The organism is Sulfurimonas sp. HSL-1656 (assembly GCF_039645585.1).
GTDB classification, from domain to species: Bacteria; Campylobacterota; Campylobacteria; order Campylobacterales; family Sulfurimonadaceae; genus Thiomicrolovo; species Thiomicrolovo subterrani.
Window position 1 is genome coordinate 1 of record NZ_CP147915.1, and the last position, 26,992, is coordinate 26,992.

Below are 26,992 nucleotides of genomic sequence, written 5' to 3' on the forward strand. Positions count from 1 at the left end.
GCATTCTGCTTCAAATTGTCTGCTATAATTCACATCATTATTCACATTGTGGAAATTATAGCGAACGGGAGCTGCGATGACGATCGGCGATACGATTCTGGAGATGCTTAAAGAAGAGATCAGCGAAGTTGAATACAACCGCTACGTCAAACAGATGAGCTTCCTTTCCAAGGCATCGCGCAGCGACCTTGCCGTGTTCGAAGTGCCCAACCCCCTCATTGCCAACTGGATCAAGAACCGCTATACAAACAAGATCGCCCACCTGTTCGAGCTCAAAACCGGCACCTCCAGGGAGGTCATCATAAGGGTGAAAAAACCCAAAGGGGCCACCGGCAAAAGCGGCGGCTCGGTTACATCGGCTCCGGTCGAAGCACCGAAACACTCCATGCTCAACCCCGCCTACACCTTTGAGAACTTCGTCGCCGGCAGCTCGAACCAGTTCGCCTATGCCGCGGCCAAGAGCGTCAGTGACCGTCCGGGGCAGGTCTACAACCCCCTCTTTATCTACGGCGGGGTGGGTCTGGGTAAAACCCACCTCATGCAGGCGATCGGCAACGTGGGGCTGCTGCAGGGCAAAACCGTCGTCTACACCTCCGTCGAGCAGTTCGTCAACGACTTTACGCGCCATCTGCGCAACCAGACCATGGACCGCTTCAAGGAGAAATACCGCCAGTGCGATCTGCTCCTGATCGACGACGTCCAGTTCCTCAGCAACAAGATCCAGACCCAGGAGGAGTTTTTTCACACCTTCGAAACCCTGCGCAGCGAAGGCAAACAGATCGTCCTCACCGCCGACAAACCCCCCAAGCGCATCGCGGGCCTCGAAGCGCGGCTGCAGAGCCGGTTCGAATGGGGCCTCGTCGCCGATATCCAGCCCCCGGAACTGGAAACGAAGATCGCCATCATCCGGAAAAAGTGCGACATCAACCGTGTTATCCTCGGAGACGACGTCGTCAACTATATCGCCACCGTCATCGACAACAACACCCGCGAGATCGAGGGGATCCTCTCCAAGCTGCACGCCTACTCCCAGCTGATGCACCAGGAGATCACCCTGGACTTCGCCAAAAACGCCCTGCGCGAACAGCTCCAGGAGAAGAGCGACAATATCTCCATCGACGGCATCATGAAAACCATCGCCAAAGAGCTCAACGTCAAACCCAGCGAGATCCGCTCCAAAAGCCGCAGCCGCAACATCGTCGCCGCCCGCCGCGTCGCCATCTACCTCGCCCGGGAACTGACCCCCATGTCCATGCCGCAGATCGCCCAGTATTTCGGGATGAAAGACCACAGCACCGTCAGCCATACGATGAAAAAGATCCACCAGCTTCTCGAAGAGGATGAGAACTTCAAGGTCAAGATCAACGAGCTGCATAACAAAATCACCGCCATGCCGCCGGAGAGTGTCTAAAAAAGCGGCCAGAACCTATATTTTCTTTGCAAATAAAAAAAGATATAATGTGCCAAGTGAACAAATGTGAAGAAGCTCTCCGGCTTTATTCACATGGGAAGAGCCCCAAAAGTAGGGACGTTTTCTGCTTTTTCACAAAAAAACGGCAGACTACTATCATCTACTAAAAATTTAAATATATAACAGGAGTTTCGATGCAGTTCGAGATCGCCAAATCCGTTTTGGAAAATATCCTGATCCACACCCAGCCGTTTCTGGAGAAAAAAGATCTCTCCCAGATCACCTCCCACCTCTACTTCGAAGCGACTGCATCGAATACCCTGACCGTCAAAGCGACCGACTATGAGATCGGTCTTGTCATCGAAGCCGAAAACATTCATGTCTCCGAACCCGGTATGGCCACCGCCAACGGAAAGAAACTCCTTGATATCGTCCGTATTCTCAGCGACGGCAACGTCAACCTTACGACCAAAGACGGTATGCTCGATATCACCCAGGGCCACTCTGACTTCCAGCTTCCCATGTATAACGCCCAGGAGTTCCCTGCTTTTGCAAGCATCGAGAACAAACCCGGGGTCGAGATCGATTCTGGTCTGCTGATCAACTCCCTGAAAAAGATCACTCCGGCCGCAGACACTAACAACCCGAAATTCGAGCTCAACGGTGCCCTGATCGATATCAAAGCCGATCAGATCAACTTCGTCGCTACCGATACCCGCCGCCTGGCCATCATCAGCCTCTCCCAGAACAACGGCAGCGAACTCTCATTGATCATTCCCAAAAAAGCGATCATAGAGATCCAGAAGCTCTTTACCAGCAATATCGACATCTTCTACGATGCCACCCATCTGCTGATCAAATCCGACCAGTACACCTTCTTTACGAAACTGATCAACGGAAAGTTCCCCGACTACAACCGTATCATCCCCGCATCGACACGCTACAACCTCACCCTCCCCAAAAGCGACATCGTCAACGCCATCAAACAGATCACGACGATCTCCAATGACATGAAACTGACCCTGGAAAGCGGCCGTATCCTTTTTGAAAGTCTCAGCGACGAGAACAACAAGGCCTCGACGGAGATCAATGTCGATACGGGGATCGATTCGACGTTCGTCTTTGCTGTCAACAGCCGTTATATACTCGACTTCCTCGGGCAAATCGATCAGACCCAGTTCACGATCGGCCTGAACGAACCCAACATGCCTTTCATGCTGCAAGAAGAACAGTTCAAAACGATCGTCATGCCGATCGTCATCTGACCCGACCTTCTCTTTTTTTTCCGCAGGCATTGCCTGCTCCTTTACTTCTCAGCCCATAAAATAAATTTATTAGCCCTTTTTGGATAAAATTAAACCCATTTAGCCTACTGGAGCGATCATGGAACAAAATTACGGTGCTGGCAATATTAAAGTCCTCAAAGGACTCGAGGCCGTACGTAAACGTCCGGGGATGTATATCGGTGATACGGGCCATCGCGGTCTGCACCATCTTGTCTACGAAGTCGTCGACAACTCCATCGACGAAGCAATGGCCGGATACTGTGACACCATCACCGTAACGCTCACCAAAGCCGGTACCGCGATCATCGGCGATAACGGGCGCGGGATTCCGACCGATATGCACCCGACCGAGAATATTTCCGCCGCTACCGTCGTTCTGACCGTCCTGCACGCCGGGGGGAAATTCGACAAGGACACCTATAAAGTCTCCGGCGGTCTGCACGGGGTCGGTGTCTCCGTCGTCAACGCGCTCAGTAGCAACCTCCACATGACGATCCACCGCGACGGAAAGATTCATGAACAGGATTTCAAACAGGGGATTCCCCAGGAGATTCTCGAAGTAACGGGCAATACGCGCAAACACGGAACGACAATCGAATTCGCTCCGGACCCGTCCATCTTTACCGAAACGGTTATCTTCGAGTACGACTACCTTGCCAGACGTTTCAGAGAGCTCGCCTATCTCAACCCGAAGATCAAGATCATCTTCAAGGATGAACGCGACGGCAGAAGCGAAACCTACCATTTCGAAGGCGGTATCACCCAGTTCGTTTCCGATCTCAACAAAAAGACCCAGGTCGCCTCACCGTATGAGTACAATGCAAAGATCGAAGATATCGAACTCGATATCGCCCTGATGTACAACGACAGTTACGAAGAGAAGGTCTACAGCTTCGTCAACAACATCCGCACGCCCAACGGGGGAACGCACGAAGCCGGTTTCCGCGCGGCGCTCACACGTGTCATCTCCACCTACAACAGCCAAAACGGGAATGCAAAAGAGAAAGACGTCAAACTCAGCGGCGAAGACACCGGCGAAGGGTTGATTGCCGTCGTCTCCGTCCGGGTGCCCGAACCGCAGTTCGAGGGTCAGACCAAGGGCAAACTGGGGAACACTTATGTCCGCCCGTTGGTCCAAAAGGCTTCTTACGAGCAGCTCTCCAAGTATTTTGAAGAGAATCCCATCGAGGCCAAGGCGATCGTACAGAAAGCGCTGATGGCGGCGAGAGGCCGTGAAGCGGCGAAAAAAGCACGCGACCTGACCCGCCGCAAGGACTCCATGAGCGTCGGTACCCTTCCGGGGAAACTCGCCGACTGCCAGAGCAAAGATGCGACGATCAGCGAACTCTACCTCGTCGAGGGCGACTCCGCGGGCGGTTCGGCGAAGCAGGGGCGTGACCGCGTCTTCCAGGCGATCCTGCCGCTCAAAGGTAAGATCCTCAACGTCGAAAAAGCACGCCTGGACAAGATCCTCAAATCCGACGAGATCACGAATATGATCACGGCGCTGGGCTGCGGAATCGGCGAAGAGTTCGACGAAGAGAAGCTGCGTTACCACAAGATCATCATCATGACCGATGCCGACGTCGACGGTTCGCACATCCAGACGCTGCTGCTGACCTTCTTCTTCCGTTACTTCCCGACCATTGTCGAGAACGGCTACCTCTACCTGGCGCAGCCGCCGCTTTACCGTTACAAGAAAGGCAAAAAAGAGATCTACTTCAAAAACGACCGCGTCATGAACGACTTCCTCATCGAAAACGGCGTCGAGTCGCTGGAGATCGAGGGCATCGGCCATAACGACCTGGTCTCCTATTTCAAGATGGTGGACCACTACAACAGCAGCCTCGAAGCGTTGGAGCGCCGCTACTCCCTTGTCAGCCTGATCCGCCACTTTATCGAGAATCCGGACATCATTGGGCTGGAATCGGAAAAGATGTACGCCGAGGTCGAACGTTTCCTCGCCGAACGCGGCAACAACATCCTCTCCAAACTGGTCTCCGAAGAGGAGATCCACCTCTTCGTCCAGACGGGAGAGGGGATGGAAGAGCTCCGCATCAACGACGAACTCTTCAGTGCTCCGCACTTCAACGAGGCGCAGTTCGTTTTTGACAAGATGAAAGAGTGGGGCATCGACGTCGGCGGCGATCCGCTCGTGATCCTTGAGGAGATCAAGGAGTATGCACGCAAAGGTTCTTACATCCAGCGCTACAAAGGGCTTGGTGAAATGAACCCTGAACAGCTGTGGGAGACGACGATGACACCGGAAAACCGCGTGCTGCTTCGCGTAAACATCGAGGATGCCGAAGCGGCGAGCGATGCTTTCAACCTCTTTATGGGGGATGAAGTCGAGCCGCGCCGGAACTACATCGAAACCCACGCCAAGGACGTCAAACACCTTGACGTATAACCGATGAGTCTGCTCTACCCCGAAGCCAAGGAGCGCGAAAACCGCTTCAAACTAGCCCTGCGGATGGGGCTCCCCGTATTTGCATTGGCGGTGATCACCACGGCGTCGGTGATGTTCCGCTATTTCAATACGATTCCGACCACCTTCATCATCGTTGCTTTCAGTCTGCTCGGTATTATGGTCTACTACCTGTTTTACCTGATCTACCAGGGCTTTAACGAACGGATTACCGACCCCATAACCCACGCCTTCACCCGCGAATACTTCAGTACCATGATGCAGCGCGAACTGAAGCGAAAAGATTACACTTTATTCCTGCTCAGTGTCGTCAATCTTGGGGATATCAACCAGCGATACGGCTTTGCCAACGGGGACAAGATCCTCTACAACCTGGCCAACAGAATTGCCGAATACCTGAACGAGCATAAAATGGTCCGAGTACCGATCGCCCACTTCAAAGGGGGGGATTTTATTGTCGCACTGGAGGGGACGCAGGAGGAGTACGGTTCGATGATGGACTTGCTCTGCGTGAAATTCCAGCACTACAGCCTCGAGGAGATCGAGATCGATATCGTCGGTTCCATGACGGATACGAACCATTCGCGTTCCATTGACAAACTGGTCGACTGGCTTTATGAACTGCAGGGCGAAAATGCGAAGATGCTCAAGGCGGACGAGGAGGAGATCGACCCCGATACGGTGGAGCATCTCGTTCTTGAGGCAGTCAATGCACGCGCCTTCTCCTACGCCTACCAGGCGGTGTACCAAGAGGGCAGGCCGGTACTTTTCGAACAGGCCTTCAAGCTGGTCACAGGCGAGGGGAAACTCGTCCACCAGAAGCGATTTATGCCGGTGATCAACCGCCTGGGGCTGTCGCGCCGATTCGACGAGATCCAGACTGAGGCGGCACTGGCGGAAGTCCCGACGCTTGTCGGGGAGCAGAAGATCGCCGTCAACGTCTCGCCCTCTTCGCTGCGTAACCCGCTCTTCTTGGAGCATGTCATGATGCTGCTCTCCAACAATGAGAGACTCCGCTCCCGCCTCGTATTCGTTATCAGCGAGAGCAACTTCTACCACCAGACGCAGCAGTTCAATACCCGCCTGCAGGCCTTTCGGCGTGCGGGTGTGGACATAGCGCTCGATCGCCTGGGCGGCCTGCATGCTTCCATGCGATATCTGCAGGACCTCGACGTGGATATGATCCGGTATGAGAGTTCGCTCGGCAAAGGGGCGAGCGAACCGAAAGTGCGGGCATTGCTCGAGGGGCTGCAGCAGACGGTCAAAACCCTGGGATACCGCAGCTGGATCCGGATGATCGAAGATGAAAAGTCCTACGACGCTGCCAAGGCGGTCGGGATCGATTTGATCCAGGGGAACTACCTCAGTCCCATAGACACTATCAAGGAGTAACGAATGAAATACGGTGAAGAGATTATTGCAAATTTCGATGTGGAAAAAGATCTGGAGATCTGGCCGAACGAACACAAACGCGACTATGTGATCAAGATGACCCTGCCGGAGTTCAGCTGTCTCTGCCCGCGCAGCGGCTACCCGGATTATGCGACCATCTACCTGGAATATACGCCGGACGAATGGGTCGTCGAACTCAAGGCGATCAAACTCTATATCAACGCGTTCCGCGACCGGCACATCTCCCATGAAAACAGCGCGAACGAGATCTATGAGGTCCTGGAGCGCAAACTTAAACCGAAGTGGATGAAAATCACGGCTGACTACAATCCCCGCGGGAATGTTCACACGGTGATCGAGATCGACAGCAGCCGGATAACAAAATAAATCATATAAATAATATTAATATTATGATGCCATAATATTTAACGATTCTGTGGTAAAATCCGACCCAGTATTCCATGAGGAACCAAGGGAGAAAAATGCAAGAGTCACTGGCGGATTACTTTCAGACGCAGATGGAGCGTCAACTGGCCAAACGCAGCAGTGAAGGCACGGAAGCGATTATGATGGATATGCGGGACGACGGCATCGATTTTTATGCGGTTCTCAAGCAGGATCAACCGCTCTGTTACTTCTGCCGGGGCATCCGGTACTTCAAATCCCCCGAGGGGTCCTTTACGATGCAGGCTGCGGACGGTACGGGGCTTCCCATCGATGAGAATGAATACCGCAGCCGTCTCGATTATGCGCTCTCGTGCATCGGTGCCAGTTCCGAAACCGGCATCGGTGTGCTCGTGAAGAAACATATCAAGCCCCTCTGATGCGCACCCTGACACTGATGCGGCATGCGAAGTCCTCCTGGGAGGACCCTGCCCTCGGTGATCATGAACGCCCCCTTAATCCCCGCGGCAGGAAAGCGGCCAAAACCATGGCGCAGCGTCTTTATGCCGAACACTATACCCCTGATCTCGTTCTGGTCTCATCCGCCCTGCGTACGCAGCAGACGGCCGCGGCCCTGCAGAAAGCCTATGACGGCGGGCTGGTCCTGCAAACCGAACCGTTACTGTACGAGGCAGGTTCCGGGACATATGCCGACGTGATCCGCCGCGTTGATGATGACGTACAGTCGCTGATGATCATCGGGCACAACCCGACGATGGAGTGGATGGCTGAAGCGATGGGGGGCAGGGCCTACCATATGCCGACCGCATCCTACATACGGTTCCGTGTCCCCTGCAGCTGGTCAGAGTTTCGTTTTGAGCGTTTTGAAACGCTGGCGTACGACTATCCCAAATCCGACAAATAATTTTCCAGCCACATCTTTGCACCTGCTTCATCGTTGAATGCTTCTTCGAGCTGGGCGTCATAGGCCGCATCCAGGATCGTCTTGAAACGGGGGGAGGGTTCCAGTCCGGCGGCAATGAGTGCCTCCCCGCCGAGCAGCGGGACCCTTGGGCCTGTCAGTACGTCCAGTCTTTCCGCTTTTTGCAGCAGCCATGTCACGGCATCGCTTGTTTCGGCGGCGGGGTGGCGGCCGCGGTAGCAGGCTTCGGCGACGGCGGCGACGGCATCGATTCGGACCCGTTTCGCCAGGTGCATCACGTCGGCATCCGACGCGGCTTCGGCGTAGAGCCGTTCCGGTTCGCCGTGATACCGGACATACTCAAGCGTGTCCAAAACAAGCCGTTTGTCGTCGGTGAGTGTTGTGAGGAACGCGTTAGGGTCTTGAACGCCGATGCAGAGCGGTGCGAGCATCAGGGCGAGCGGATCCGTGTCGACGCGGTAGCGCACTTCTGCCATCGTATCCAGGGCGCGCAGTACGACTTTCCACAGATCGGTCGCCTGCAGTGTTGCAAGTTCCGGGAAAAAGGGTGTGATGTGCAGCCGGGTCATCGTCTCGAACCCAACCGAGGGGGCCTCCGATTTGAGCAGCAGCTTTTTAAACTCTTCGAAGATGCGCTCTTTGGGGAGTTCGGCCAGCGCCCCCGCGTTCATCATCTTTTGCGACAGTTGCAGGAGCTGCGCATCCGGGACGAGATGAAAACGGGCGCTGAACTGCACCGCACGCAGCAGCCGAAGCGGGTCTTCGACGAAGGTACTTTCATTGACGCAGCGCAGGGTTCTGTTTTCCAGGTCCGTCTCTCCGCGGTAGGGGTCGAGCAGTTGACGGGCGATGGGGTCGTAGCCGATGGCATTGACGGTAAAATCGCGCCGTTTGGCTGCCGTTTTAAAATCAAACGTTTCAAACGTCTTAACGGCGAACCCCGTGTGGCCCGGCCCGGTTTTCGTCTCGGTGCGGGGAAGGGAGAGGTCGAGGTCGTAGCCCCCCAGGTTCAGCTTCAGGACGCCGAAGGATTTGCCGACACTGTTGACGCTGCCGAAGGGTGCGAGCAGCGGGGTCAGGGCCTCCAGGGAGCCGGCGCCGAAACACTCGATGTCGATGTCCTTGCCGGGGAGTCCCAGCAGCGCGTCGCGCACATAACCGCCGACGAGCACGGGACGGACTCCCCCTGCGGAGAGGGCGTCGATAAGCGGGGCGAGGGCGTCGGGGAGTGCGGGCATCGGCTTCATACCGTTATTGTATCAAAGGCTTTTGCTATAATTGCGGAAACCAAAGGGGAGACCCCCTAGTAAAGAGGATACGATGGGAAGAGCGTTCGAGTACCGCCGCGCGGCGAAAGAGAAGCGCTGGGGCACTATGTCCCGGATTTTTCCGAAACTGGCCAAGACGATTACGATGGCGGCCAAAGCGGGGGGAGCTGACCCCGATATGAACCCGCAGCTGCGTCTGGCGATCCAGACTGCCAAAGCGCAGAACATGCCCAAGGACAACATTGAGGCGGCGATCAAGCGTGCGAGCGGGAAGGATGCCGCCGACATCGCCGAGGTCAACTTCGAAGGGAAGGGGCCGCACGGCGCCCTGATCTTCGTCGAGTGTGCGACGGACAACAACAACCGTACCGTCGCCAACGTCCGCAGCTACTTCAACAAAAGCGGCGGCGAACTGCTCAAAACCGGTTCGCTCGAGTTTATGTTCGACCGCAAAGCGGTCTTCGAATTCGACGCGCCCGAAGGGACGGACCTCGAAGAGCTTGAGCTCGAGCTGATCGATGCCGGTCTTGACGAACTGGATGAGAATGAGGGTACGGTCTACGTCTACGGCGACTACACCAGTTTCGGTTCACTCCAGGAGGCCCTGGAGGGGATGGGTATCGAGGTGAAGAAGGCCTCCCTGCAGCGGGTTCCGAACAATCCGCAAAGCTTCACCGAGGAGCAGATGGAAGAGGTCGAAAAGCTCATCGACAAGCTCGAAGAGGACGATGACGTCCAGGCCGTCTACACGAACATCGAATAACTTCCGGCGGGGCAACTGCCTCCCTGCTGTCCACCCACTGCCTTATTTGTAATCATTCTGCCACACTGCCGCGATACGATTTTGGTTATCATAGCTGTTTGAATGCCATTTCCGGTCTGTGAACCGGGAACGTGTTTTGGCGCAATGTCCGGAAGGACTCGGAAGGATTGCGATGAAGAAACATACCAAAATTCTGGCGACCGTCGGCCCGGCCTGCGAGGACGTCGACACCCTGGAGCGGATGATCCGCGCGGGCGTGAACGTCTTCCGTCTCAATTTCAGCCACGGAACCCACGACTACCACGAAGCAAACCTCAAGCGCATCTACGAAGCGGCGGGCCGCTGCGGCCTCATCGTCGGCGTCCTGCAGGATATCAGCGGGCCGAAAGTACGCATCGGCGAGATCGACGGCACCGTGGAACTCTCCCCCGGCGATGTCATCGAGTTTGTGACCGAAGAGACCGTCGGCAGCTTTGTCGAACCGGGTCGCCTGCGCCTCAGCCTCAACCATCCGGAACTGCTCTCCAAAGTCCAGGCAGGGGAGGCGATCTATTTCGCCGACGGCTCTCTGCGCACCACGGTCGTCGAAGCGGGCGAGAGCGTCGTCTGCGAAGTGCAGAACAGCGGGAAGCTCAGCTCCCGAAAGGGTGTTAATTTCCCGAACACCTCTTTGGGACTCGCGGTCCTGACGGAGAAGGACCGCGAGGATATCGCCTGGGGGGTAAAGAACGGCGTCGATTTCATGGCGATCTCGTTCGTGCAGACGGCGAAGGATATGGAAGACGTGCGCGCCGAAGTGGAACGCCATGGCGGAACCCCCCAGCTTATCGCGAAGATCGAGAAGTTTGATGCCGTCGAAAACATCGATGCCATCCTCGAAGCCAGCGACGGGCTGATGGTGGCGCGGGGCGATCTGGGCATCGAAGTGCCTTTCTACAAAGTGCCGACGCTGCAGAAGATGCTTATCCGCAAAGCCAACGAAAAGAGCAAACCCGTCATCACCGCGACGCAGATGCTCCTCTCCATGACCCAGGCCGAACGGGCGACGCGGGCGGAGATCAGCGATGTCGCCAACGCCGTACTCGACGGTACCGACTGCGTGATGCTCTCTGAGGAGAGCGCCGTGGGGGCCTACCCGGTTAAAGCGGTCGAAACGATGACGCAGACGATCCGCGAAACGGAAAAGATCTACCCGTATCATAAGTTCGCGCAGTTCATCTGTTTCGACGAGATGGACGTCATCGACGAATCGGCGGTGCTGCTGTCGCAGAAGATCGATGCCGAGGCCATTATTGCGCTGACGGCCTCGGGCCAGTCGGCAAAAAAACTGGCACGATACCGCCCCGAAAACCCCATACTTGCCGTGATGCACAGTGACCGCGTAGCACGGATGCTGACCCTGGTCTGGGGGGTCGTTCCGGCGTTCCTGACGCGCACGACGAGTGTGGACAAGATGCTGATTGAAGTGATCCAGAGCGGCTTGGCGCGTCAGGTGTTGAGCCGTCACGCCATGTACATTGTCACCGCGGGAGACCCCGTCGGTGTCCCCGGCACGACGAACGCCATCCGTATCCTGCGTGAGAGCGAGATGGAGTATTTCGCTTCGGCGGCGCTCAAAAAGCGCTCCAAAAAGATGCCCGAGGGTGCCGCAACCCTCTTTTGACAAAGGACGACCATTATGAGTGAAACCGCCAACGTTTGCGATATTGTTATTTTCGGAGGGCACGGGGACCTTTCCCTTCGGAAGCTGATCCCGGCCCTTTACCATCTCTGCAGCGACGGTTACGTCGCACCGACGAGCCGCATCATCGCCACGAGCCGCCATGACGTACCGCGCGAAGAACACCTCGCCCTGGTCAAGGAGAAGCTGCAGTTTTTCCTCAAGGATGGCTGCTTTGAAGAGGCTAAATGGGAGACCTTCGCGCAGCAGCTCGAAGTGGTCACCGTCGACCTGGGCGTGGAGGAGAGCTACGGCGCGCTGGCGGCGATGCTCGGCGAATACCCGGACCGGGACCGCGTCAACTACCTTTCGACCGCCCCGACCTTTTTCGGACCCATCTGCAAGTCGCTCAACCACTGGCGGCTGATCACACCGAAAAGCCGCGTGGTCCTGGAGAAGCCGATCGGCCGCGACCTGGCATCGTCACGGGAGATCAACAATGAGGTCGCCCGCTACTTCGAAGAGCAGGCGATCTTCCGTATCGACCACTACCTGGGCAAAGATACGGTGCAGAACATTCTCGCGCTGCGTTTTTCGAACATGCTCTTCATGCCGCTGTGGAACGGCCAGGATATCGACCACGTCCAGATCACGGCGGCCGAGAGCGTCGGTCTGGAGGGGCGGCACAGCTATTACGAGGATTACGGTGCTTTCCGGGACATGATCCAGAACCACCTCATGCAGCTGCTCTGCCTCGTGGCGATGGAACCGCCCTGTTCGCTCGAAGCCGACAGCATCCGTGACGAAAAGGTGAAAGTGCTGCGGTCGCTGCGCCCCTTCGGTTCGGACGATGTCCGGGACAAAACGGTCCGGGGCCGCTATACGGCGGGGGTGATCAACTCCGAAAAAGTCCCCGGGTACCTCGAAGAGGGGGTTTCGCCCGATTCGACGACCGAGACCTTCGCGGCGGTGAGGGTTGAAGTGGACAACTGGCGCTGGCAGGGGGTGCCTTTCTACCTGCGGACCGGCAAACGGATGAGCAAGCGCTATACGGAGATCGTCGTCCAGTTCAAGGAGGTGCCGTACCAGATCTTCGCCAACAAGGGGCGCTGCATCTCCCCGAACCGGCTGGTCATCATGCTCCAGCCCGAGGAGAGCATCAAGCTCAAGATCATGACGAAGATCCCGGGTCTCTCCGAGCAGATGCACCTGCGGGAGATGGCGCTCGATCTGAACATCCCCGAAAACGCCCCCCGTACTCCCGAGGCGTACGAGCGCCTGCTGCTCGACGTCATCCGGAACAACGCCACGCTCTTTATGCGGCGTGATGAGGTTGAAGCCGCGTGGAAATGGGCGGACCCGATCCTCGAAGAGTGGGAAGGGGGCACGGTCGGTCTTAAGAACTACGCCGCCGGCACCGACGGCCCGACCGCGGCCATCGCGATGATCGAGCGAGACGGCAGGAGCTGGTATGAAGAGCACTGAGAACGTTTTTCACATCTACGATTCGCTCCCGACCCTGCACAAGATGCTGGCCTACAAGGTGGCACGGGACCTCGAAGCGGCCATTGCGGCGAAGGGGAGCGCGTCGCTGATGCTCTCGGGCGGCAATACGCCGCGCCCTTTCCTCGTCCAGCTCGCCGCCGAGAATATCGACTGGAGCCGGGTGACCGTGGGGCTCGTGGATGAACGCTGGGTCGACCCGGAGTCGGGGGCGAGCAACGAGAACCTTGTCCGCAGCGAGCTGCTGGCCAACGGGGCCGGTGCGGCGACTTTCGTCGGCATGTACCATTCCGGCGAGACGACGGCGGAGGCGGTATCCGAGGTCGAAGCCGATTACAGGGCCCTTTTCCCCTTCGACGTCGTGGTGTTGGGGATGGGGGGTGACGGCCATACCGCATCGCTCTTTCCCGGGCGGCCCGAACTGCAGACGCTGCTGAACGATACTGTACTCTGCGGGGCCGCCGAGGCGCCGGTGGATCCGAAAGAGCGGATGTCGCTTTCGCTGTATGCGATCGCCTCGGCAGCGCACTGCTACCTGCACATCGAGGGCGGGGCGAAACTGGCCGTCTACGAAGCCGCCCTCGACAGCGACGAAGTCGATACAATGCCGGTGAGGGCTATACTGAACCATCCTGACATCGCCCTGGAAGTCTTTTACGCATAGGAGGAGATGATGCATCCTGTTATCCTTGAAGTGACCGAGCGGATCCGAACACGATCCCTGCCGACCCGCGAACGCTACCTGCAGCGGATCGAGGCGGCGCACCACGCACACCGCGCCAACCGCGAAGTGCTGGGGTGCAGCAACCTCGCCCACGCCATGGCGGCGGAGTCCGACGATGAAAAGAGCAAACTGGCGGGAACGGCGACACCCCATATCGGGATCGTCACCGCCTACAACGACATGCTCTCCGCGCACCAGCCCTATGCCACCTATCCCCCGCTGATCAAGCGGGCTCTCATGGACGTCGGTGCGACAGCACAGGTCGCCGGCGGGGTCCCGGCGATGTGCGACGGGGTGACCCAGTCGCAGCCCGGGATGGAGCTCTCGCTTTTCAGCCGTGACACCATCGCGATGGCGACGGGCATTGCCCTGTCGCACAACGTCTTCGACGGGGCGCTCTACCTCGGTGTCTGCGACAAGATCGTGCCGGGGCTGCTCATCGGGGCGCTGACCTTCGGACACCTGCCCGCCGTTTTCGTCCCCGCAGGGCCGATGCCCTCGGGGATCAGCAACGCCGAAAAGGCGCTGGTACGCCAGGAGTACGCCCAGGGCAAGGTCGGCAAGGACGCCCTGCTGCGGACCGAGGCCGCTTCATACCACAGCAGCGGGACCTGCACCTTCTACGGCACGGCCAACTCGAACCAGATGCTGATGGAGATCATGGGGCTGCACATTCCCGGCAGCGCCTTCGTCAATACGAACACGCCGCTGCGCGACGCGCTGACGTCGGCGGCGGCGCAGCGGGCGGCGGCACTGACCCAGCTGGGAGACGACTACCTGCCCGTCGGGCGGATGATCGACGAGTGCAGTTTCGTCAATGCTATTATCGGCCTGATGGCGACGGGGGGGTCGACGAACCATACTCTCCACCTCATCGCCATGGCCAAGGCGGCAGGGATCGTGCTGACCTGGGACGATTTCGACGCCCTTTCCGCCGTGACCCCTCTGCTTTGCAAGATGTACCCCAACGGCCAGGCGGACGTCAACCACTTCCGCGACGCGGGGGGCATGGGCCTGGTCATCCGCGAACTCCTCGACGCGGGGCTGCTGCACGAGGGGGTCCAGACCGTGATGGGGCCGGGACTGCGCCGCTACACGGAGTCCCCGCTGCTCGACGCGGGGAAACTGGCCTTTGTGTCCGCGCCGGAGGTATCGCGCAACCCCGACGTCGTTTCGACCGTGGAGGAGCCTTTCTCCCACGAAGGGGGGCTGGCGCTGCTGGAGGGGAACCTCGGCCGCAGCGTCATCAAGATCTCGGCGCTCAAGCCGGAACTGATGCATATCGAGGGGGAAGCGCGGGTCTTCGACTCCCAGGAGGCGCTGCAGAGCGCGTTCAGGGCGGGGGAGCTCGAACGCGACTTCATCGCCGTCGTCCGTTTCCAGGGGCCCGGAGCCAACGGCATGCCGGAGCTGCACGGCCTGATGCCGCCGCTGGGCGTGCTGCAGGACAAGGGGTACAAGGTCGCCATCGTCACCGACGGCCGGATGTCGGGAGCATCGGGCAAGGTGCCCTCAGCCATCCACATGACGCCAGAAGCGGCCCACGGCGGCCTGCTGGCCAAGGTGCGCGACGGGGACCGCATGGTGCTCGACGTGCATGAAAAAAAGCTGGAGCTCCTGGTAGACGCGGCGGAGCTGGCCAAGCGTGAGCCCGCCGCGCCGTCGCTCCTGCACAACCGGCACGGCATGGGGCGGGAGCTCTTTGCCCTGATGCGCCAGAACGTCGGCAGCGCCGAAGAGGGTGCGACGATCTTTGATGCGGTCGGAGAGGAGCGGGCATGACAACTCTGGAACTTTTCAAGATCTCGCCGGTCGTTCCGGTCGTCGTACTTGAGCGTGTGGCGGATGCCGTGCCGCTGGCCGAAGCGCTGCTCGAAGGGGGCGTGGGCATTATGGAAGTCACCCTGCGCAGCGACGCGGCGCTTGAATGCATCGAAGCGATCTCCAAAGTGGTACCGGAGATGAACGTCGGGGCGGGCACCGTCATCAACGCCGGCGACCTGCTGCGGGTCCGCGATGCGGGGGGGCGGTTTTCGTTCAGTCCCGGCATCAGCCCGGAGCTGCTGTCGGCGAGTGCGCAGGAGGGGATCACCTTCATCCCCGGCGTTGCGACGGCCAGCGAGCTGATGGCGGCCATCAATGCCGGTATCAGCGGGTGCAAGCTCTTCCCCGCCACCGCCGTGGGCGGCGTCGAGCTGCTCAGGGGGTTCGCGGGGCCTTTCCCGGAAATGCGTTTCTGCCCCACCGGCGGTGTCAGTCTGGCGAATATGAACGACTTCCTCTCCCTCCCCAACGTCTCCTGCGTCGGCGGCAGCTGGATCGTTCCCAAAACGGCAGTAGGCGCAGGTGAGTTCGAAAAGATCACGGCGCTTTGCAAAGAGGCGCTCGGCAGTGTACGGAGCTGACGTTTCGTCTCCATCGTGAAAGATGCGGCGCTTTACCAAGCGCTGTTTTTCCCAGACTTTTCACTGACGAGAGCAGGCAAATTAAATTATTACTAATACCTATACTTTCTTCTTTCTTTTTTTATTAAATTTTTGAATATATCGGCCTTAAGGTGCATCTTGCCTGCCGCCCCGGTGTATCTAACAGTAACAATATTGAAATTGTGAACGAGAGTGATGAAATTTAGCGCAGTTTTAATACGTAGCGAAAATGAATTTTTGTAATAATTATGTGACGAGCCTGAGACGCTGTTGAGTCGGCAGCGCAGTAGACTTACGCATTTTATCATTAAGGAATTATCAGATGTTCATCACGTCAAAAGAGGTTGAAAACGTCATTGGAAAAGAGCTGGCGGACCGCCTGTGCGAATGGCTGCGCACGAGTTCGCCGATCAGTTGCATTATCGAACAGGGTTCTGAAAATACGATACGTTTCAACATAGACGAGGCAATGGATTTTTCCAAGATCAAGATGCACAGCGATGCACTCAAACGCGAGTTTTTCCCGCATATCGCCAAGCTCAAACAGTACAAGGTAAGCACGCCGCTCAGAGCTGACCTCTCCGCGTAATATCCCCGCGTTCTCCTCTCCCCGCCCGGCCCTTCTAGGGTATGATTTCAGTGATGAATGAAATACAGGGCAGGGTCACATCCCTTCTTATCGGTCCCGAAGCAAAGCAGCCGCTTACACGTGTTCCCTCCGTGACTGCCGTTGCCGGCAGGGGATTTGTCGGCGACCGCTACTATTTCGGCTGCGGCAGTTTCAATGCGCCCCAGTTCGACCCGGGTGTGCGGGAAGTGACGCTGATCGCCGCCGAAGCGATCGCCGAGTGCAACGAGAGGCTCGCTACGGCCTTTTCGCCTCCCGACTTCCGGCGCAACATCGTCACGGAGGGGGTTGACCTGGCCCTGCTCAAGCAAAAGCGCTTCCGTATCGGGGAAGTGACGCTGCGGTGGGTGCGGAGCGCGCCGCCCTGCCGCTACCTTTCACGGCTGACAGGCGAGGATATGATGATTGGACTCAAGGGGATAGGCGGTATCCGCGCCGTGATCGAAACGGGCGGGACGATCAGTGAAGGGGATGCTCTTTATGTCCTACCGTGAAAAACTGCGCGCCTTTCCGGACGGGGCGCAAGAGGTGCTTTACGAAGGGAAGCGCTGGCTCATGCGCAAGGAGACGCACCTGGAAGGCAGACTCATCAAGCTCTACGCCGAAGAGCTCGGAGGCAATGACTTCGTGAGCCTGAACTACTATGAGACTGCTTCCGCCCCCCTGCTCAAACCCTGCGAGATGCCCGCGGAGAAGGTGATCGCTTTTATCGAGAAGGCCACGCTGCCGTAAGTGTGGAGCGCCGCCGGCACTCAATGGCGGCGGGGATCAGAAGGTGTACGTTACCTGCATGCTGACGCTGGTCTGGCTGTGTTTCGATCCGATCTCGTAGGGACCGGAGAGATTGGCGGAGGTGAACCGCTCTTCCGTTTCCGGCGCATAGGCGAAGGCGAGGTCGCACGCGAGCGTTTCATTGAGGTTATAGGTCCCCCCGAGGGTGAAGTGCTGTTCCACGGTGGCCGGGAAACCGAGCAGGTTGAACATGTTCAGTGCCGCGCCGCCGTTGCTCATCCAGTCAAGCTCTCTGATCGGGCTTTTCGCGTAGTTGTATCCCGCTCTGAGCTGCCCCAGGTCAGACGTGAACTGGTAGCCGACCATAAAGACGTCCTGATCTTTCCAGCCGAAATCCTTGTACCCTGTGGCGTCGCTCCAGGCAATACGTTTATAGTCGAACGCGGCGGTATGGCCGCCCAGAGTGTAGGAGAGTCCCGCGCCGTATTCGGCCGGCTGCTCCAGCTCGGAAGAGATGCCGGTAACGCCCGCGGACGCAAAGGGGGCCGTTGCATTCGTCAGCTGGTCTTTGTAATCCATCGTGATAGCTGATTTGTAGACGAAGCCCACCTTCGCACCCGTAATGCCGGCTTCGCCCAGGTCGTACGACGCCCCCAGGGTGTACCCCAGCGCGATATCCTGCGCAATGCCCGAGCCCACCGTGGTCCCGTTGTTATAGTTGATATCCAGTGCCCCGTACTGCACAATCGCCGTCGCGCCGATGCTGAAGCCGTGGGTAGTATATGCTACCGGGACGCCGAACTGCATCAGCTGCAGGTTCGTCACCATCTGCATCGTGGTCCCCGAGGTATCTTCGCGGTAATCCGTTCCCATACCCCCGGTACCCCACATCCCGACGCCGAGGTAGAGGTTGTCATTGATCTTGGCCGCGATCGATACTTCCGGAATGACGTTCAGGTCGGCATCGCTCTGGCGGTAACCTGTACCCCCGTCGTATTTGACATCCGGCATGAACACCGTGCCGCCGAAGGAGATCTCCGTGGCCGGGACTTCGGTGATCATCGCGGGGTTGGCCAGCGCCGATTCCGCCCCGTGGCTCATGCCGATACCGATGCCGCCCATGCCGCGTGCTTTTGCACCGAGCCCGATGAGGTGGTCGCCGTTGGTCGCGTATGCTGAGGTTGCCCCAAGGGCCGCTACGGCTGCCAGTGCCAAACGTGCTGATGTTTTCATATGTTCTCCTGAATATAGTTAATAAAAATTCAAAAAAAGAGCGCGTCTACCCGTCACAATTTTTTATTGCATAATAGTTTAATGCCCATGTAAAATGAATAGGTATTTCTGTCAATTATTTGCCTATTACTATAAATAAGGGTTTTTTTGATAGAAAAAACAGTTAATTGAAAATTGATTTAAAAAATAAATATTTAATATATATCAAGGTTGGTCACAGTTAGGTTTCAATGTTGTGGGAGTCGCCCGGAGCGCTCATGCTCCGAAAACGGCATGGAATTGCCGTCAGATCGGTGAGGTGCGAAGGCTAGGCTTCTATCAGCGTTTTGGCCAGTCGCATCGCCGCAATGACGGCGCCTTCGAGGTAGCCCCCCTCCTGCGATTCGGTTTCGGTCCCGCAGAAATGCAGGCACGCCGATACTGCCGTTTCCATCCCGTAACGGGGATGGGCATCGAGGGGTTCGCGGTCGGCGGGGACGGAGGTGTAGGGGTCGCTGCGCCAGTTGTGGTAGCGGAAAACCTCGTAATCGCGTGCCTCCGGTCCGAAGAGGCGGGTGAGCTGATCGATGACGCGCTCAGCCTGTGCATCATCGGCGGAACGGGTATGGTAGAAACCGAAGAGCGCCCCCTTGTTCCGGGTTGAAGCGTCATGTACTTCGGAGAGGGGACCGCGGTGGCTGGTGGCAAACCCGCTCAGTCCCCGTTCCCGCCAGAAGGGTTCGGCATAGGTGACGATGCACTTGGACGAAAAGCCCATCCAGGTCGGGATGGCGAGCATCTTTTCACGCACCGGTGCCGCCAGCGGCGGTTCGAAGGCGATGGTGTCGGCGCAGAGCCGGGGCGGCAGCGTGACGATGCAGTGTGCGGCGCGCAGTGTCTCCCCGTCGGTGTGGACGGCGATGCCTCCGCCGTCCGAGACGATCGTGCGTACCGGGGTCTCCAGCCGGATGTCGACATCGTCCAGGCGTTCGGCCAGGGAGGATGTCAGCATCCCGGCACCCCCTTCGATCCTGTATGAGGGGGCGTTTTGCCCGGTGCGGAAGTACTGCACGCCTTCGGGAGCGTCATAGGCAAAGGCGCCCTGGTCATAGTGGCGGAAGAGGGTGAGGCCCAGGGCATCGATGAGGTGCCGGATGTGGGGCTGGTGGGGCCAGACCCAGGTCGGTCCGAGGTCGAAACGCTCCCCCGCCTCCTCGACGGTAAGGATCCTGCCGCCGATGCGCGGCCGCGCTTCGAGCAGCGTGATGCGGTAGTGCCCCTGCAGCAGATGGGCCAGCAGCAGACCGTTCAGGCCTGCGCCTACAATGATGAGTTCCGGTTTCATGGCCGACAGTATAGTCCTTCCCGGTTGACCCGATACTTTGGCGTATTTTTTCTTTAAATAATTTATGTTTTAATGATCTTTACCGGATGTTTGCACAAAACGTTCCGCGTCGGTGTCAAAGGAAAATAGCATGACAAAAAGCAAGGTGTCTGTGACGTTCGCACTGCCGCTGCTCGCCCTGCTGGGCGGTTGCGGCGGCAGCGGCGGTGCTTCGGGGGTGTCGGCACTGGTGGAGGGGATTGCGGTCTCCGTCGTCGAAAAAAGCAGTGGGACCCTGGATGCCGCGGCGTATTTCGAGGGTGCGGATTCGTACCGTTTCATTGATACGGACGGCGAGGTGCAGACCGTTGTGACGGACGGAGGGGCGGCCTTTGTCTCCCCCGAGCTCAATATGACCGTCGACGGCTCAAATATCCACTACACGGCGGGGAATGTGGAGACGACGACGCACGTTGCATGCGCGCTCGCCGGCGTCAGTGGCAGTAAAACGCTGGAGCTCAATGCCTCATTCGAGATCACGGACACCGCGGACGATGCCGCGACGGCGCTGCAGGCTGTTGACGTGCCGGCCAGTGCGGGGGTGCTGGAACCGGGGGTCACTGTGACGGCGACGGCGATGGACCCTGACGGGATGCACCTGGTCGCGGTGGCGATATTGAGAGACGCCACGGCACTTGAAACGCTTTATGTTTACCCCGACACCAACCTGAGCCGCATCGACGTCAACGAAACCTTTGCAAACCCGGGGGAGGGAAACTACACCGTGACCTTTACCGCGTTGGGCACCGATGGCGGCGAGGGGTACCGCTCCATCGCCACCGCGGCGCGCGCGATCAATGTCAGCCTGCTCAACGACCTGGCGGGGATCCTTGAAGATATCAACAGCACTCTCAGCGCGCTCGGCGGTACGCTCACCGCCGGGGATATCGCCGCCCTGCTTGAAGATGTCAACCAGACCCTGCACGAGGGCAGCGTCAACATCGACGAGGCGGCCGTCACGGTTTTGCTTAATGACATCAACGGCACATTAACCGCCGCCCTCGGATCGCTCGGCGATACGGATCTTACCACCCTGATCGGCGATATCGGCGATACGCTCACGGATATCGGCGGCGGACTGCTGGGCGGGCTCGGCCTGTAGTGGCTGCCCTCCGTTTTTCCTGCCCATCACAACCGAAACGTGCCTGCCAAGCGGCACCTTTTTTGCCTCTCCGAAGCGGTTAACTATTTCAAACGGTGACACATCAACCTTACGGATTCGCGATTCGGGAAAAGGGTTTGGTGCCTTTAAGTCGCCTCTTCCTATACTTGTGGCATCGAAAAAGAGGGTCATACAGTCCCCAAACAACAAGGAAACGATGATGCAGATGGTCGATATGAGTTCCCCGGAGTTCCTCGCGGAGCTCGAAAAAACGAAAAAATTCACCGACAAAGTCAACGCCCAGTTCGGATGGGTCTACAACCCCAATCATGATGTCAACGAGGGGGTCCTGATGGGGCTTGCCCGTCACAAGATGCTCTACGGAAAGCGCTTCTGCCCCTGTTTCATGGTCCTCGAGGATGAGAACGGCAAGCACAAAAGTGCCGATGACCGCATCTGTCCCTGCAAACCCGCCATCGATCACGAAGTCCCCGAAGAGGGCAAGTGCCACTGCGGGATCTTCTGTACCCCCGAATACGCTTCTACCCACGATATGTAAGCCGTCGTCCGCCCTGCGCGGATGACACTGCTGCCGCTTTTTTCACGTTGCCGCCGCGATTTGGCTATGATGTGAAAAAGTTTTGACATGCCCGATCACGCTACCGATAAATATTCCGTTCTCAAAGACCGCTTCGGCCATAACGGCTTCCGTCCGCTGCAGGAGGAGGCCGTCGACACCATCCTTGCCGGCCGCGACCTGCTGATGATCCTGCCCACCGGCGGCGGGAAATCACTCTCCTACCAGTTGCCCGCCCTGCTGATGGAAGGCATGACCGTCGTCATCTCCCCGCTGCTCGCCCTCATGCACGACCAGGTCCAGAGTCTCAAAGCCCAGGGGATGCGCGCGGAGATGCTCTCCTCGATGCAGACGGCGGAGGAGAGCGGCGAGATCGTACGGCGGCTTTATGCCGGGGAGATCGACTTCCTCTACCTCTCCCCCGAACGCCTCAACACCGAGGGGATGCGCACGATCCTCTCAAACATCAGGCTCAACTACTTCGTCATCGACGAAGCGCACTGTATCAGCGAGTGGGGGCATGAATTCCGGGCCGACTACCGTGCCCTCTCGCAGCTGCGGGATTTCTTTCCCGGGATCGCCATCGCCGCCTTTACCGCGACGGCGACGGCGCATGTGCGCGAGGACATCCTGCGCCTGCTGCGTCTGAACGATCCCAACGTCCTGCAGGGGCAGATCTACCGCGATAACCTCCAGATCACCGTCCGCCACCGGATCAAGGACGGGTATGACCAGCTCCGCGATTTCCTCGACGACCACAAAACGGAGAGCGGGATCGTCTACGCCTTCTCCCGCAAAAGCGTCGAGGCCGTCGCGCATTTCCTGCAACAGAAAGGGTATGCGGCTGCGGCCTACCATGCCGGAATGCCGACGGAACAGCGCAATGCCGTTTTTGATGACTTCGTCCACGACCGGGTCCGGATTATCGTCGCGACGATCGCCTTCGGGATGGGAATAGACAAGAGCAACATCCGCTACGTTTTTCACATGAGCCTCCCCAAGACGGTGGAGAACTACTACCAGGAGATCGGCCGGGCCGGGCGTGACGGCGACCACGCCGACGTCGTCATGCTCTTCGGGGCCCAGGACCTGATCCAGCAGAAGCGGTTCGTCGAGATGAACGAGGATGAAACCTACAAGGCGCACCTGATGCAGAAGCTCGGCGCCGTACACCGCTACGCTTCGGCCGAGACCTGCCGCCACCAGCAGCTGGCCGAATATTTCGGCGACCGCATCGCGCCCTGCGGGACGCACTGCGACAACTGCCTGGAGCCCGAGTACGACAAACGCGACATCACGACCGAGGCGCAGATGCTGCTCTCCTGTGTCTACCGTACCGGGCAGCGGTTCGGCAAAAGCTACCTCATTGACGTGCTGCGCGGCTCGCGGGAGCAGAAGCTTCTTGCCAACGGCCATGACGAACTCTCGGTCTACGGGGTGGGCGAAGCCCTGAACAAGAAGCAGTGGCTCGTCGTCATCGACCGGATGCTGGAGATCGGGGCGGTGGACCTGAACGAACACCACGGCCTCTTTCTGACCCAGGCGGGGCTGGCCGTGCTCAAAGGCGAGGAAAAGGTCCTTATCCGCGCCGACCGCCTCAATGTCCGGGCCAAGACTGTCCAAAAAGCCGCGCCGGAGCATTTCGACTACGATACGGAGCTTTTCGAGGCACTGCGGGCACTGCGGTTCGAGATCGCCCAGGAGCACGGGGTGCCGCCCTACGTCGTTTTCGGGGACAAAACCCTCAAGGAGATGGCGGCATCACGGCCGCAGACGAAAGCGCAGATGCTCGAAGTCGGCGGTGTCGGCGAGGTGAAATTCGAGCGCTACGGGGCGCAGTTTTTGCTGCTGCTCCAGAGCTGATTTTGCTTTTTTTACGAATTTCTGCTACTTTAGAGGTGCTTTGCCATACCGATATGGCCGATAAAATGAAGAACGTTATTTAGAAAGAGGACCATGAAACGAATAGTACTCAAGGTCGGAACTGCCGTGCTGACCGAAAACAACAACATCGCAAAGGAGCGGATGCTCAACCTCGTCTCGCTCATTGCCGAGTTGAAGAAAAAATATGATGTCGTTCTGGTCAGTTCCGGTGCCGTTGCGGCGGGCTACTCCGCCCTCAAGCTCGACAAGCGCAAGCAGATCGGCAAAAAAGCGCTGGCGGCGGCGGGGCAGCCCATTTTGATGACCAGTTACAAAAAGAAATTCGATATCTACAATATCGATACGGCACAGATCCTTCTGACCGAGGACGATTTCGACTCCCGCAAACGCACCAAGATGTTCCAGGAGATCATCGACGCGCACCTGGAAAACGACATTCTGCCTATCGTCAACGAGAACGACATCACTTCCACGCCTGACCAGCTTTTCGGCGACAACGACCAGCTCTCCGCCAATGTCGCCTTTGCGATCGGGGCGGAAGAGCTGGTGATTCTCAGCGATATCGAGGGGTATTACGACATGAACCCCAAAGAGCATGCGGATGCACAGCTGCGCAAAAAGGTGACGGTCCTGACCCCCGGCGAGCTGATGGATGAAGCGACCCCCAGCAGCTTCTTCGCGACCGGCGGCATCGTGACCAAACTGAAAGCCGCCGATTTCGTGATGCGGCGCGGGATCGACATGTTCCTGTGCAACGGTTTCGACCTGACCGCGGCCCGCAACTATCTGCTGGACGGTAAACAGACGTCGGGGACCCTCTTTACGACGGAGTGACCCCCGGTGGCGGCGTCAGCAGCACACCGATTTCCGCATCCCCGAACTTCAGACATCTTTTCTCTGTAGCGTAATAGAGTGTGTAGGCGCAGACGAGGCTGTCGAGAAAATCCTCTTCGGCCTTGAGCGCTTTGCCCCTGAGCGTCCCCAGCGGTGTTTTAAGGCCGTTTGGGACTGTTAGGACTTCAAACAGGGCCGTTTGCAGCTTCGCCATCGCCCCCAGACGTGCTTCTTTCGGCACCGAGGCTTTGTAGCGCAGGACCTTGCTGTCGTTGAACAGCGCAAGAATGGTGGCATGGGGATAGACCTCGAAGAGCGTGCCTTCTTCAAAACCGATCCCTTCCGCTTTGAGCCCTTCGTAGAGGGCAAACCCCGCATAACGTCTAAAACGTTTTTCAAACAGCTGCGTGTTGACGGCGTGCACCCCGAGGCCGTAGCGGGCAAAGGTTTTGAGGAATTGCCGCTCGTTGGGGCGGTGCCCCGTGGCGTTGGGGATGATCATCGGGGCGTCGACGCCGACGCGGCAGCCCGGGTAGGCGCGGACGATGTCGAGGATCGCTTCGACGGTATCGGCATAGCAATAAGCGACCAGGCGGGCATCCGCATCGATGACGGCAACGCCGCTGGGGTTGCCCTCCGCCCAGGCGAGATCGATGCCGATGTAGAACGGTGCAGGGGTCAGCGGCATGCCAGCACCGCTTCCATGCCCGTCGTAAAAGCGGGCTTGCCTCCGCGGGCGGGGTGTCGGACCTTGACATGGGGGATCTCCAGCTGCGTCAGCGCCGCTTCCGCGCTGTTGCCGACGGCAACGACGGTGGTGACGGAGGGGAAAAGATCCAGCAGACGCCGCAGGAAGGACACCGCGCTGTCGATCTCCCTGCCTGTCGGTTTGCGGTTGGAATCCGGGTTTCCCGTGACGTGCGGGTGGAAACAGAAGGCGTTCCAGCAGAGCGCGGCGGTATGGTGGCGCTGCAGCACCTCCCAGACGATCCCCGCACTCTGTTCGCGGGTGAAGGGAGGTTTGGCAGTGCGGTAGCCGTGGCGCGCCGTAAAGAGGGCACCCTCCAGCACCCCCTCCGCGACGAGCGCTTCGGAGCTGAAGGGGATGCCCGTCAGGCGGCAGCCGTTGTAGCCGGGGGCTTCGCCGACGAGCAGCACTTCGGGCTGCAGGGCACGCATCTGCTGCAGGTAGCACTGCAGGTTGTGGCGCTGGGTGTTGGTGCGCTTGGCGGCGTAAAAGTTGGTGACGTCCGCACCGACGGCGGCGTCCTGGAGATGTTTGCCGAAGCGTTTTATGTCAGCGTCGATCTTCACGGCTGCGGACATAGTCGATCACTTCATCGGCATTGCCGCGGAAGAGGACGGGCACGGGGCTTTTGGCGATCTGGTAGTCATACATGGGGTCGTAGTAGTCGCGCAGCAGCATCCTGATCCACGGTTTGTGCTGTTCGGTCTCCCCGCTGCTCAACTGCTCGGCAAAGGCACCGGCGAAGAGCTGTTTGATCTGCCGGAAGCGCTCGTCGCCGAGCCGCCGTTTGATGCGGTCGATGCCCGAGTTAGCGTCATCGAACCAGTGGCGCTCCGGCTGTTCGGCGAACATCTGGCGGTACTCCTCCAGGGCGTGGGTGACATACTCGTCGAAGGTGATCTCCACCCGTTCGTCCAGCGTGGCCGTCAGGATGATAAGCCCCCCTTCGAGGAAGTTGTCATAGACCGGCTTGGGGATGTAGACCCGTCCGACGTTGTGGCTTTCGTGTTCGATGACGAGGTGGCGGTGGTGCGCGGCCTCGTGGCGGATCAGGGCATAGGCGAGGCGGTCCTCGAAGTTGATCTGGGAGGGCTGGGGGGTGATGTGCCGCCCGAAGGAGGAGCCGCGGTGGTTCGCGATGCCTTCAAGGTCGACGGCGTTCTCCAGCCGGTGGATCAGCAGGGTCTTGCCCGTCCCGGTCCGGCCGCTGATGATGAGGGTGTCGGCCTCGCCGCTGATACGTTCGCTCTCGGTCATCAGGAAATGGCGGAACGCCTTGTAGCCCCCCTTGAGGCGGGGCAGGGTGACGCCGGCCTCTTCCAGCCACGCCTGGGCGATCTGGGAGCGCTGGCCGCCCCGGAAGCAGTAGAGCCAGGCGTCGGGGTGCGCATTGACAAAGTCGGCCCAGGCTTCGACCCGCTCCTGCTTGTGCGGGCCGACAAGCTGTTTGCCAAGGGACACGGCCGCCGCGTTGCCGGCTTCTTTGTAGCGGATGCCGATAAGGTGGCGCTCCTCGTCGGTCATCAGCGGCAGGTTGACGGCACCGGGGAAGGCCCCCTTTTCAAATTCGACCTGCGCGCGCACGTCGATGAGCGGGCGGTTCTCCAGCACGATGCTGCGGAAGGCGTCGGTGAGGGGAAGGTTCTTGCGCTTTATCGCCTCGATCTCGTCGACTGTACCGATATTAATTTCCTGAGACATTA

26 protein-coding genes are annotated in these 26,992 nt (G+C 58.6%); 20 read left to right on the top strand and 6 right to left on the bottom strand.

The genetic code is table 11. The features are described 5' to 3' along the window. Nucleotides 1-76 precede the first annotated feature (76 nt). From dnaA to WCX49_RS00035, 7 genes are all read left to right on the top strand, one after another. The gene (dnaA, locus tag WCX49_RS00005; RefSeq protein ID WP_345985532.1) at nucleotides 77-1,411 is read left to right on the top strand and encodes a chromosomal replication initiator protein DnaA; all 1,335 of its coding nucleotides are present in this window, start codon (nucleotides 77-79) and stop codon (nucleotides 1,409-1,411) included. Between the two features lie 194 nt (nucleotides 1,412-1,605). Further along, nucleotides 1,606-2,676, top strand: coding sequence for a DNA polymerase III subunit beta (dnaN, locus tag WCX49_RS00010; protein WP_345985533.1), 1,071 nt, complete (start codon nucleotides 1,606-1,608; stop codon nucleotides 2,674-2,676). 118 nt (nucleotides 2,677-2,794) lie between these two features. Beyond that, complete coding sequence (gene gyrB / locus WCX49_RS00015) at nucleotides 2,795-5,107, top strand: DNA topoisomerase (ATP-hydrolyzing) subunit B (RefSeq protein ID WP_345985534.1); 2,313 nt, start codon at nucleotides 2,795-2,797, stop codon at nucleotides 5,105-5,107. 3 nt (nucleotides 5,108-5,110) lie between these two features. After that, nucleotides 5,111-6,517 (top strand): GGDEF domain-containing protein, encoded by a 1,407-nt coding sequence (locus WCX49_RS00020; protein ID WP_345985535.1) that lies wholly within the window; start codon nucleotides 5,111-5,113, stop codon nucleotides 6,515-6,517. Between the two features lie 3 nt (nucleotides 6,518-6,520). Further along, nucleotides 6,521-6,904 (top strand): preQ(1) synthase, encoded by a 384-nt coding sequence (gene queF / locus WCX49_RS00025; protein ID WP_345985536.1) that lies wholly within the window; start codon nucleotides 6,521-6,523, stop codon nucleotides 6,902-6,904. Nucleotides 6,905-6,999: 95 nt separating this feature from the next. After that, entirely contained in the window at nucleotides 7,000-7,341 is a 342-nt protein-coding gene (locus WCX49_RS00030; protein WP_345985537.1) for a hypothetical protein, read from the top strand. Next, nucleotides 7,341-7,826 carry a histidine phosphatase family protein gene (locus WCX49_RS00035; protein WP_345985538.1) on the top strand — a complete coding sequence of 162 codons (486 nt, stop codon included), beginning with the start codon at nucleotides 7,341-7,343 and terminating at the stop codon, nucleotides 7,824-7,826. The genes WCX49_RS00030 and WCX49_RS00035 overlap by 1 nt, the downstream gene beginning before the upstream one ends. On the opposite strand, the gene WCX49_RS00040 is transcribed toward WCX49_RS00035, so the two are convergent. After that, on the bottom strand, nucleotides 7,805-9,091 hold the full coding sequence (locus WCX49_RS00040) for a hypothetical protein (protein WP_345985539.1): 1,287 nt from the start codon (nucleotides 9,089-9,091) through the stop codon (nucleotides 7,805-7,807). The two genes, WCX49_RS00035 and WCX49_RS00040, sit on opposite strands and share 22 nt — an antisense overlap. Before the next feature lie 73 nt (nucleotides 9,092-9,164). Here WCX49_RS00040 and WCX49_RS00045 point away from each other — a divergent pair, with 73 nt between their 5' ends. From WCX49_RS00045 to WCX49_RS00085, 9 genes are all read left to right on the top strand, one after another. Further along, nucleotides 9,165-9,875 (top strand): YebC/PmpR family DNA-binding transcriptional regulator, encoded by a 711-nt coding sequence (locus WCX49_RS00045; protein WP_345985540.1) that lies wholly within the window; start codon nucleotides 9,165-9,167, stop codon nucleotides 9,873-9,875. 172 nt (nucleotides 9,876-10,047) lie between these two features. Then, on the top strand, nucleotides 10,048-11,538 hold the full coding sequence (gene pyk / locus WCX49_RS00050) for a pyruvate kinase (protein WP_345985541.1): 1,491 nt from the start codon (nucleotides 10,048-10,050) through the stop codon (nucleotides 11,536-11,538). A 15-nt stretch (nucleotides 11,539-11,553) separates the two neighbouring features. After that, nucleotides 11,554-13,020 (top strand): glucose-6-phosphate dehydrogenase, encoded by a 1,467-nt coding sequence (gene zwf, locus WCX49_RS00055; protein WP_345985542.1) that lies wholly within the window; start codon nucleotides 11,554-11,556, stop codon nucleotides 13,018-13,020. Then, nucleotides 13,007-13,702 carry a 6-phosphogluconolactonase gene (pgl, locus tag WCX49_RS00060; RefSeq protein ID WP_345985543.1) on the top strand — a complete coding sequence of 232 codons (696 nt, stop codon included), beginning with the start codon at nucleotides 13,007-13,009 and terminating at the stop codon, nucleotides 13,700-13,702. Before zwf ends, pgl begins: the two co-directional genes overlap by 14 nt. Nucleotides 13,703-13,711: 9 nt before the next feature. Further along, a complete protein-coding gene (gene edd, locus WCX49_RS00065; RefSeq protein ID WP_345985544.1) occupies nucleotides 13,712-15,544 on the top strand; it encodes a phosphogluconate dehydratase in 1,833 nt (610 codons plus the stop codon). Beyond that, nucleotides 15,541-16,167: a bifunctional 4-hydroxy-2-oxoglutarate aldolase/2-dehydro-3-deoxy-phosphogluconate aldolase gene (eda, locus tag WCX49_RS00070; RefSeq protein ID WP_345985545.1), complete on the top strand. Its 627-nt coding sequence runs from the start codon at nucleotides 15,541-15,543 to the stop codon at nucleotides 16,165-16,167. The genes edd and eda overlap by 4 nt, the downstream gene beginning before the upstream one ends. Nucleotides 16,168-16,510: 343 nt before the next feature. Beyond that, nucleotides 16,511-16,777 carry a hypothetical protein gene (locus tag WCX49_RS00075; protein ID WP_345985546.1) on the top strand — a complete coding sequence of 89 codons (267 nt, stop codon included), beginning with the start codon at nucleotides 16,511-16,513 and terminating at the stop codon, nucleotides 16,775-16,777. A gap of 53 nt (nucleotides 16,778-16,830) precedes the next feature. Next, complete coding sequence (locus WCX49_RS00080) at nucleotides 16,831-17,310, top strand: MOSC domain-containing protein (protein ID WP_345985547.1); 480 nt, start codon at nucleotides 16,831-16,833, stop codon at nucleotides 17,308-17,310. Continuing rightward, on the top strand, nucleotides 17,297-17,548 hold the full coding sequence (locus WCX49_RS00085) for a peptide methionine sulfoxide reductase (protein ID WP_345985548.1): 252 nt from the start codon (nucleotides 17,297-17,299) through the stop codon (nucleotides 17,546-17,548). The genes WCX49_RS00080 and WCX49_RS00085 overlap by 14 nt, the downstream gene beginning before the upstream one ends. A gap of 36 nt (nucleotides 17,549-17,584) precedes the next feature. On the opposite strand, the gene WCX49_RS00090 is transcribed toward WCX49_RS00085, so the two are convergent. Together WCX49_RS00090 and WCX49_RS00095 are read right to left on the bottom strand one after the other, a co-directional pair. Then, nucleotides 17,585-18,781, bottom strand: coding sequence for an outer membrane protein transport protein (locus WCX49_RS00090; RefSeq protein WP_345985549.1), 1,197 nt, complete (start codon nucleotides 18,779-18,781; stop codon nucleotides 17,585-17,587). A 307-nt stretch (nucleotides 18,782-19,088) separates the two neighbouring features. Then, on the bottom strand, nucleotides 19,089-20,105 hold the full coding sequence (locus WCX49_RS00095) for an NAD(P)/FAD-dependent oxidoreductase (protein WP_345985550.1): 1,017 nt from the start codon (nucleotides 20,103-20,105) through the stop codon (nucleotides 19,089-19,091). A gap of 130 nt (nucleotides 20,106-20,235) precedes the next feature. Here WCX49_RS00095 and WCX49_RS00100 point away from each other — a divergent pair, with 130 nt between their 5' ends. From WCX49_RS00100 to proB, 4 genes are all read left to right on the top strand, one after another. Beyond that, nucleotides 20,236-21,246: a hypothetical protein gene (locus WCX49_RS00100; RefSeq protein ID WP_345985551.1), complete on the top strand. Its 1,011-nt coding sequence runs from the start codon at nucleotides 20,236-20,238 to the stop codon at nucleotides 21,244-21,246. Nucleotides 21,247-21,466: 220 nt separating this feature from the next. Continuing rightward, on the top strand, nucleotides 21,467-21,805 hold the full coding sequence (locus tag WCX49_RS00105; RefSeq protein WP_345985552.1) for a ferredoxin-thioredoxin reductase catalytic domain-containing protein: 339 nt from the start codon (nucleotides 21,467-21,469) through the stop codon (nucleotides 21,803-21,805). An 87-nt stretch (nucleotides 21,806-21,892) separates the two neighbouring features. Then, nucleotides 21,893-23,686 carry a DNA helicase RecQ gene (recQ, locus tag WCX49_RS00110; protein ID WP_345985553.1) on the top strand — a complete coding sequence of 598 codons (1,794 nt, stop codon included), beginning with the start codon at nucleotides 21,893-21,895 and terminating at the stop codon, nucleotides 23,684-23,686. Between the two features lie 93 nt (nucleotides 23,687-23,779). Next, complete coding sequence (proB, locus tag WCX49_RS00115; protein WP_345985554.1) at nucleotides 23,780-24,541, top strand: glutamate 5-kinase; 762 nt, start codon at nucleotides 23,780-23,782, stop codon at nucleotides 24,539-24,541. Here proB and WCX49_RS00120 read toward each other — a convergent pair. Genes WCX49_RS00120 through mnmH form a run of 3 tightly spaced genes read right to left on the bottom strand, consistent with a single transcriptional unit; the run spans nucleotide 24,528 to nucleotide 26,990 of the window. Further along, nucleotides 24,528-25,229 (bottom strand): DUF429 domain-containing protein, encoded by a 702-nt coding sequence (locus tag WCX49_RS00120; protein ID WP_345985555.1) that lies wholly within the window; start codon nucleotides 25,227-25,229, stop codon nucleotides 24,528-24,530. The two genes, proB and WCX49_RS00120, sit on opposite strands and share 14 nt — an antisense overlap. Beyond that, complete coding sequence (locus WCX49_RS00125; RefSeq protein ID WP_345985556.1) at nucleotides 25,220-25,867, bottom strand: uracil-DNA glycosylase; 648 nt, start codon at nucleotides 25,865-25,867, stop codon at nucleotides 25,220-25,222. The genes WCX49_RS00120 and WCX49_RS00125 overlap by 10 nt, the downstream gene beginning before the upstream one ends. After that, on the bottom strand, nucleotides 25,839-26,990 hold the full coding sequence (gene mnmH / locus WCX49_RS00130; protein WP_345985557.1) for a tRNA 2-selenouridine(34) synthase MnmH: 1,152 nt from the start codon (nucleotides 26,988-26,990) through the stop codon (nucleotides 25,839-25,841). Before mnmH ends, WCX49_RS00125 begins: the two co-directional genes overlap by 29 nt. Nucleotides 26,991-26,992: the final 2 nt, after the last annotated feature.

Bases quoted from the DNA above. Each gene is read 5' to 3' on its own strand.
- dnaA (WP_345985532.1), top strand. From the start codon at position 77: ATGACGATCGGCGATACGATTCTGGAGATGCTTAAAGAAGAGATCAGC.
- dnaN (WP_345985533.1), top strand. From the start codon at position 1,606: ATGCAGTTCGAGATCGCCAAATCCGTTTTGGAAAATATCCTGATCCAC.
- gyrB (WP_345985534.1), top strand. From the start codon at position 2,795: ATGGAACAAAATTACGGTGCTGGCAATATTAAAGTCCTCAAAGGACTC.
- WCX49_RS00020 (WP_345985535.1), top strand. From the start codon at position 5,111: ATGAGTCTGCTCTACCCCGAAGCCAAGGAGCGCGAAAACCGCTTCAAA.
- queF (WP_345985536.1), top strand. From the start codon at position 6,521: ATGAAATACGGTGAAGAGATTATTGCAAATTTCGATGTGGAAAAAGAT.
- WCX49_RS00030 (WP_345985537.1), top strand. From the start codon at position 7,000: ATGCAAGAGTCACTGGCGGATTACTTTCAGACGCAGATGGAGCGTCAA.
- WCX49_RS00035 (WP_345985538.1), top strand. From the start codon at position 7,341: ATGCGCACCCTGACACTGATGCGGCATGCGAAGTCCTCCTGGGAGGAC.
- WCX49_RS00040 (WP_345985539.1), bottom strand. From the start codon at position 9,091: ATGAAGCCGATGCCCGCACTCCCCGACGCCCTCGCCCCGCTTATCGAC.
- WCX49_RS00045 (WP_345985540.1), top strand. From the start codon at position 9,165: ATGGGAAGAGCGTTCGAGTACCGCCGCGCGGCGAAAGAGAAGCGCTGG.
- pyk (WP_345985541.1), top strand. From the start codon at position 10,048: ATGAAGAAACATACCAAAATTCTGGCGACCGTCGGCCCGGCCTGCGAG.
- zwf (WP_345985542.1), top strand. From the start codon at position 11,554: ATGAGTGAAACCGCCAACGTTTGCGATATTGTTATTTTCGGAGGGCAC.
- pgl (WP_345985543.1), top strand. From the start codon at position 13,007: ATGAAGAGCACTGAGAACGTTTTTCACATCTACGATTCGCTCCCGACC.
- edd (WP_345985544.1), top strand. From the start codon at position 13,712: ATGCATCCTGTTATCCTTGAAGTGACCGAGCGGATCCGAACACGATCC.
- eda (WP_345985545.1), top strand. From the start codon at position 15,541: ATGACAACTCTGGAACTTTTCAAGATCTCGCCGGTCGTTCCGGTCGTC.
- WCX49_RS00075 (WP_345985546.1), top strand. From the start codon at position 16,511: ATGTTCATCACGTCAAAAGAGGTTGAAAACGTCATTGGAAAAGAGCTG.
- WCX49_RS00080 (WP_345985547.1), top strand. From the start codon at position 16,831: ATGAATGAAATACAGGGCAGGGTCACATCCCTTCTTATCGGTCCCGAA.
- WCX49_RS00085 (WP_345985548.1), top strand. From the start codon at position 17,297: ATGTCCTACCGTGAAAAACTGCGCGCCTTTCCGGACGGGGCGCAAGAG.
- WCX49_RS00090 (WP_345985549.1), bottom strand. From the start codon at position 18,781: ATGAAAACATCAGCACGTTTGGCACTGGCAGCCGTAGCGGCCCTTGGG.
- WCX49_RS00095 (WP_345985550.1), bottom strand. From the start codon at position 20,105: ATGAAACCGGAACTCATCATTGTAGGCGCAGGCCTGAACGGTCTGCTG.
- WCX49_RS00100 (WP_345985551.1), top strand. From the start codon at position 20,236: ATGACAAAAAGCAAGGTGTCTGTGACGTTCGCACTGCCGCTGCTCGCC.
- WCX49_RS00105 (WP_345985552.1), top strand. From the start codon at position 21,467: ATGCAGATGGTCGATATGAGTTCCCCGGAGTTCCTCGCGGAGCTCGAA.
- recQ (WP_345985553.1), top strand. From the start codon at position 21,893: ATGCCCGATCACGCTACCGATAAATATTCCGTTCTCAAAGACCGCTTC.
- proB (WP_345985554.1), top strand. From the start codon at position 23,780: ATGAAACGAATAGTACTCAAGGTCGGAACTGCCGTGCTGACCGAAAAC.
- WCX49_RS00120 (WP_345985555.1), bottom strand. From the start codon at position 25,229: ATGCCGCTGACCCCTGCACCGTTCTACATCGGCATCGATCTCGCCTGG.
- WCX49_RS00125 (WP_345985556.1), bottom strand. From the start codon at position 25,867: ATGTCCGCAGCCGTGAAGATCGACGCTGACATAAAACGCTTCGGCAAA.
- mnmH (WP_345985557.1), bottom strand. From the start codon at position 26,990: ATGTCTCAGGAAATTAATATCGGTACAGTCGACGAGATCGAGGCGATA.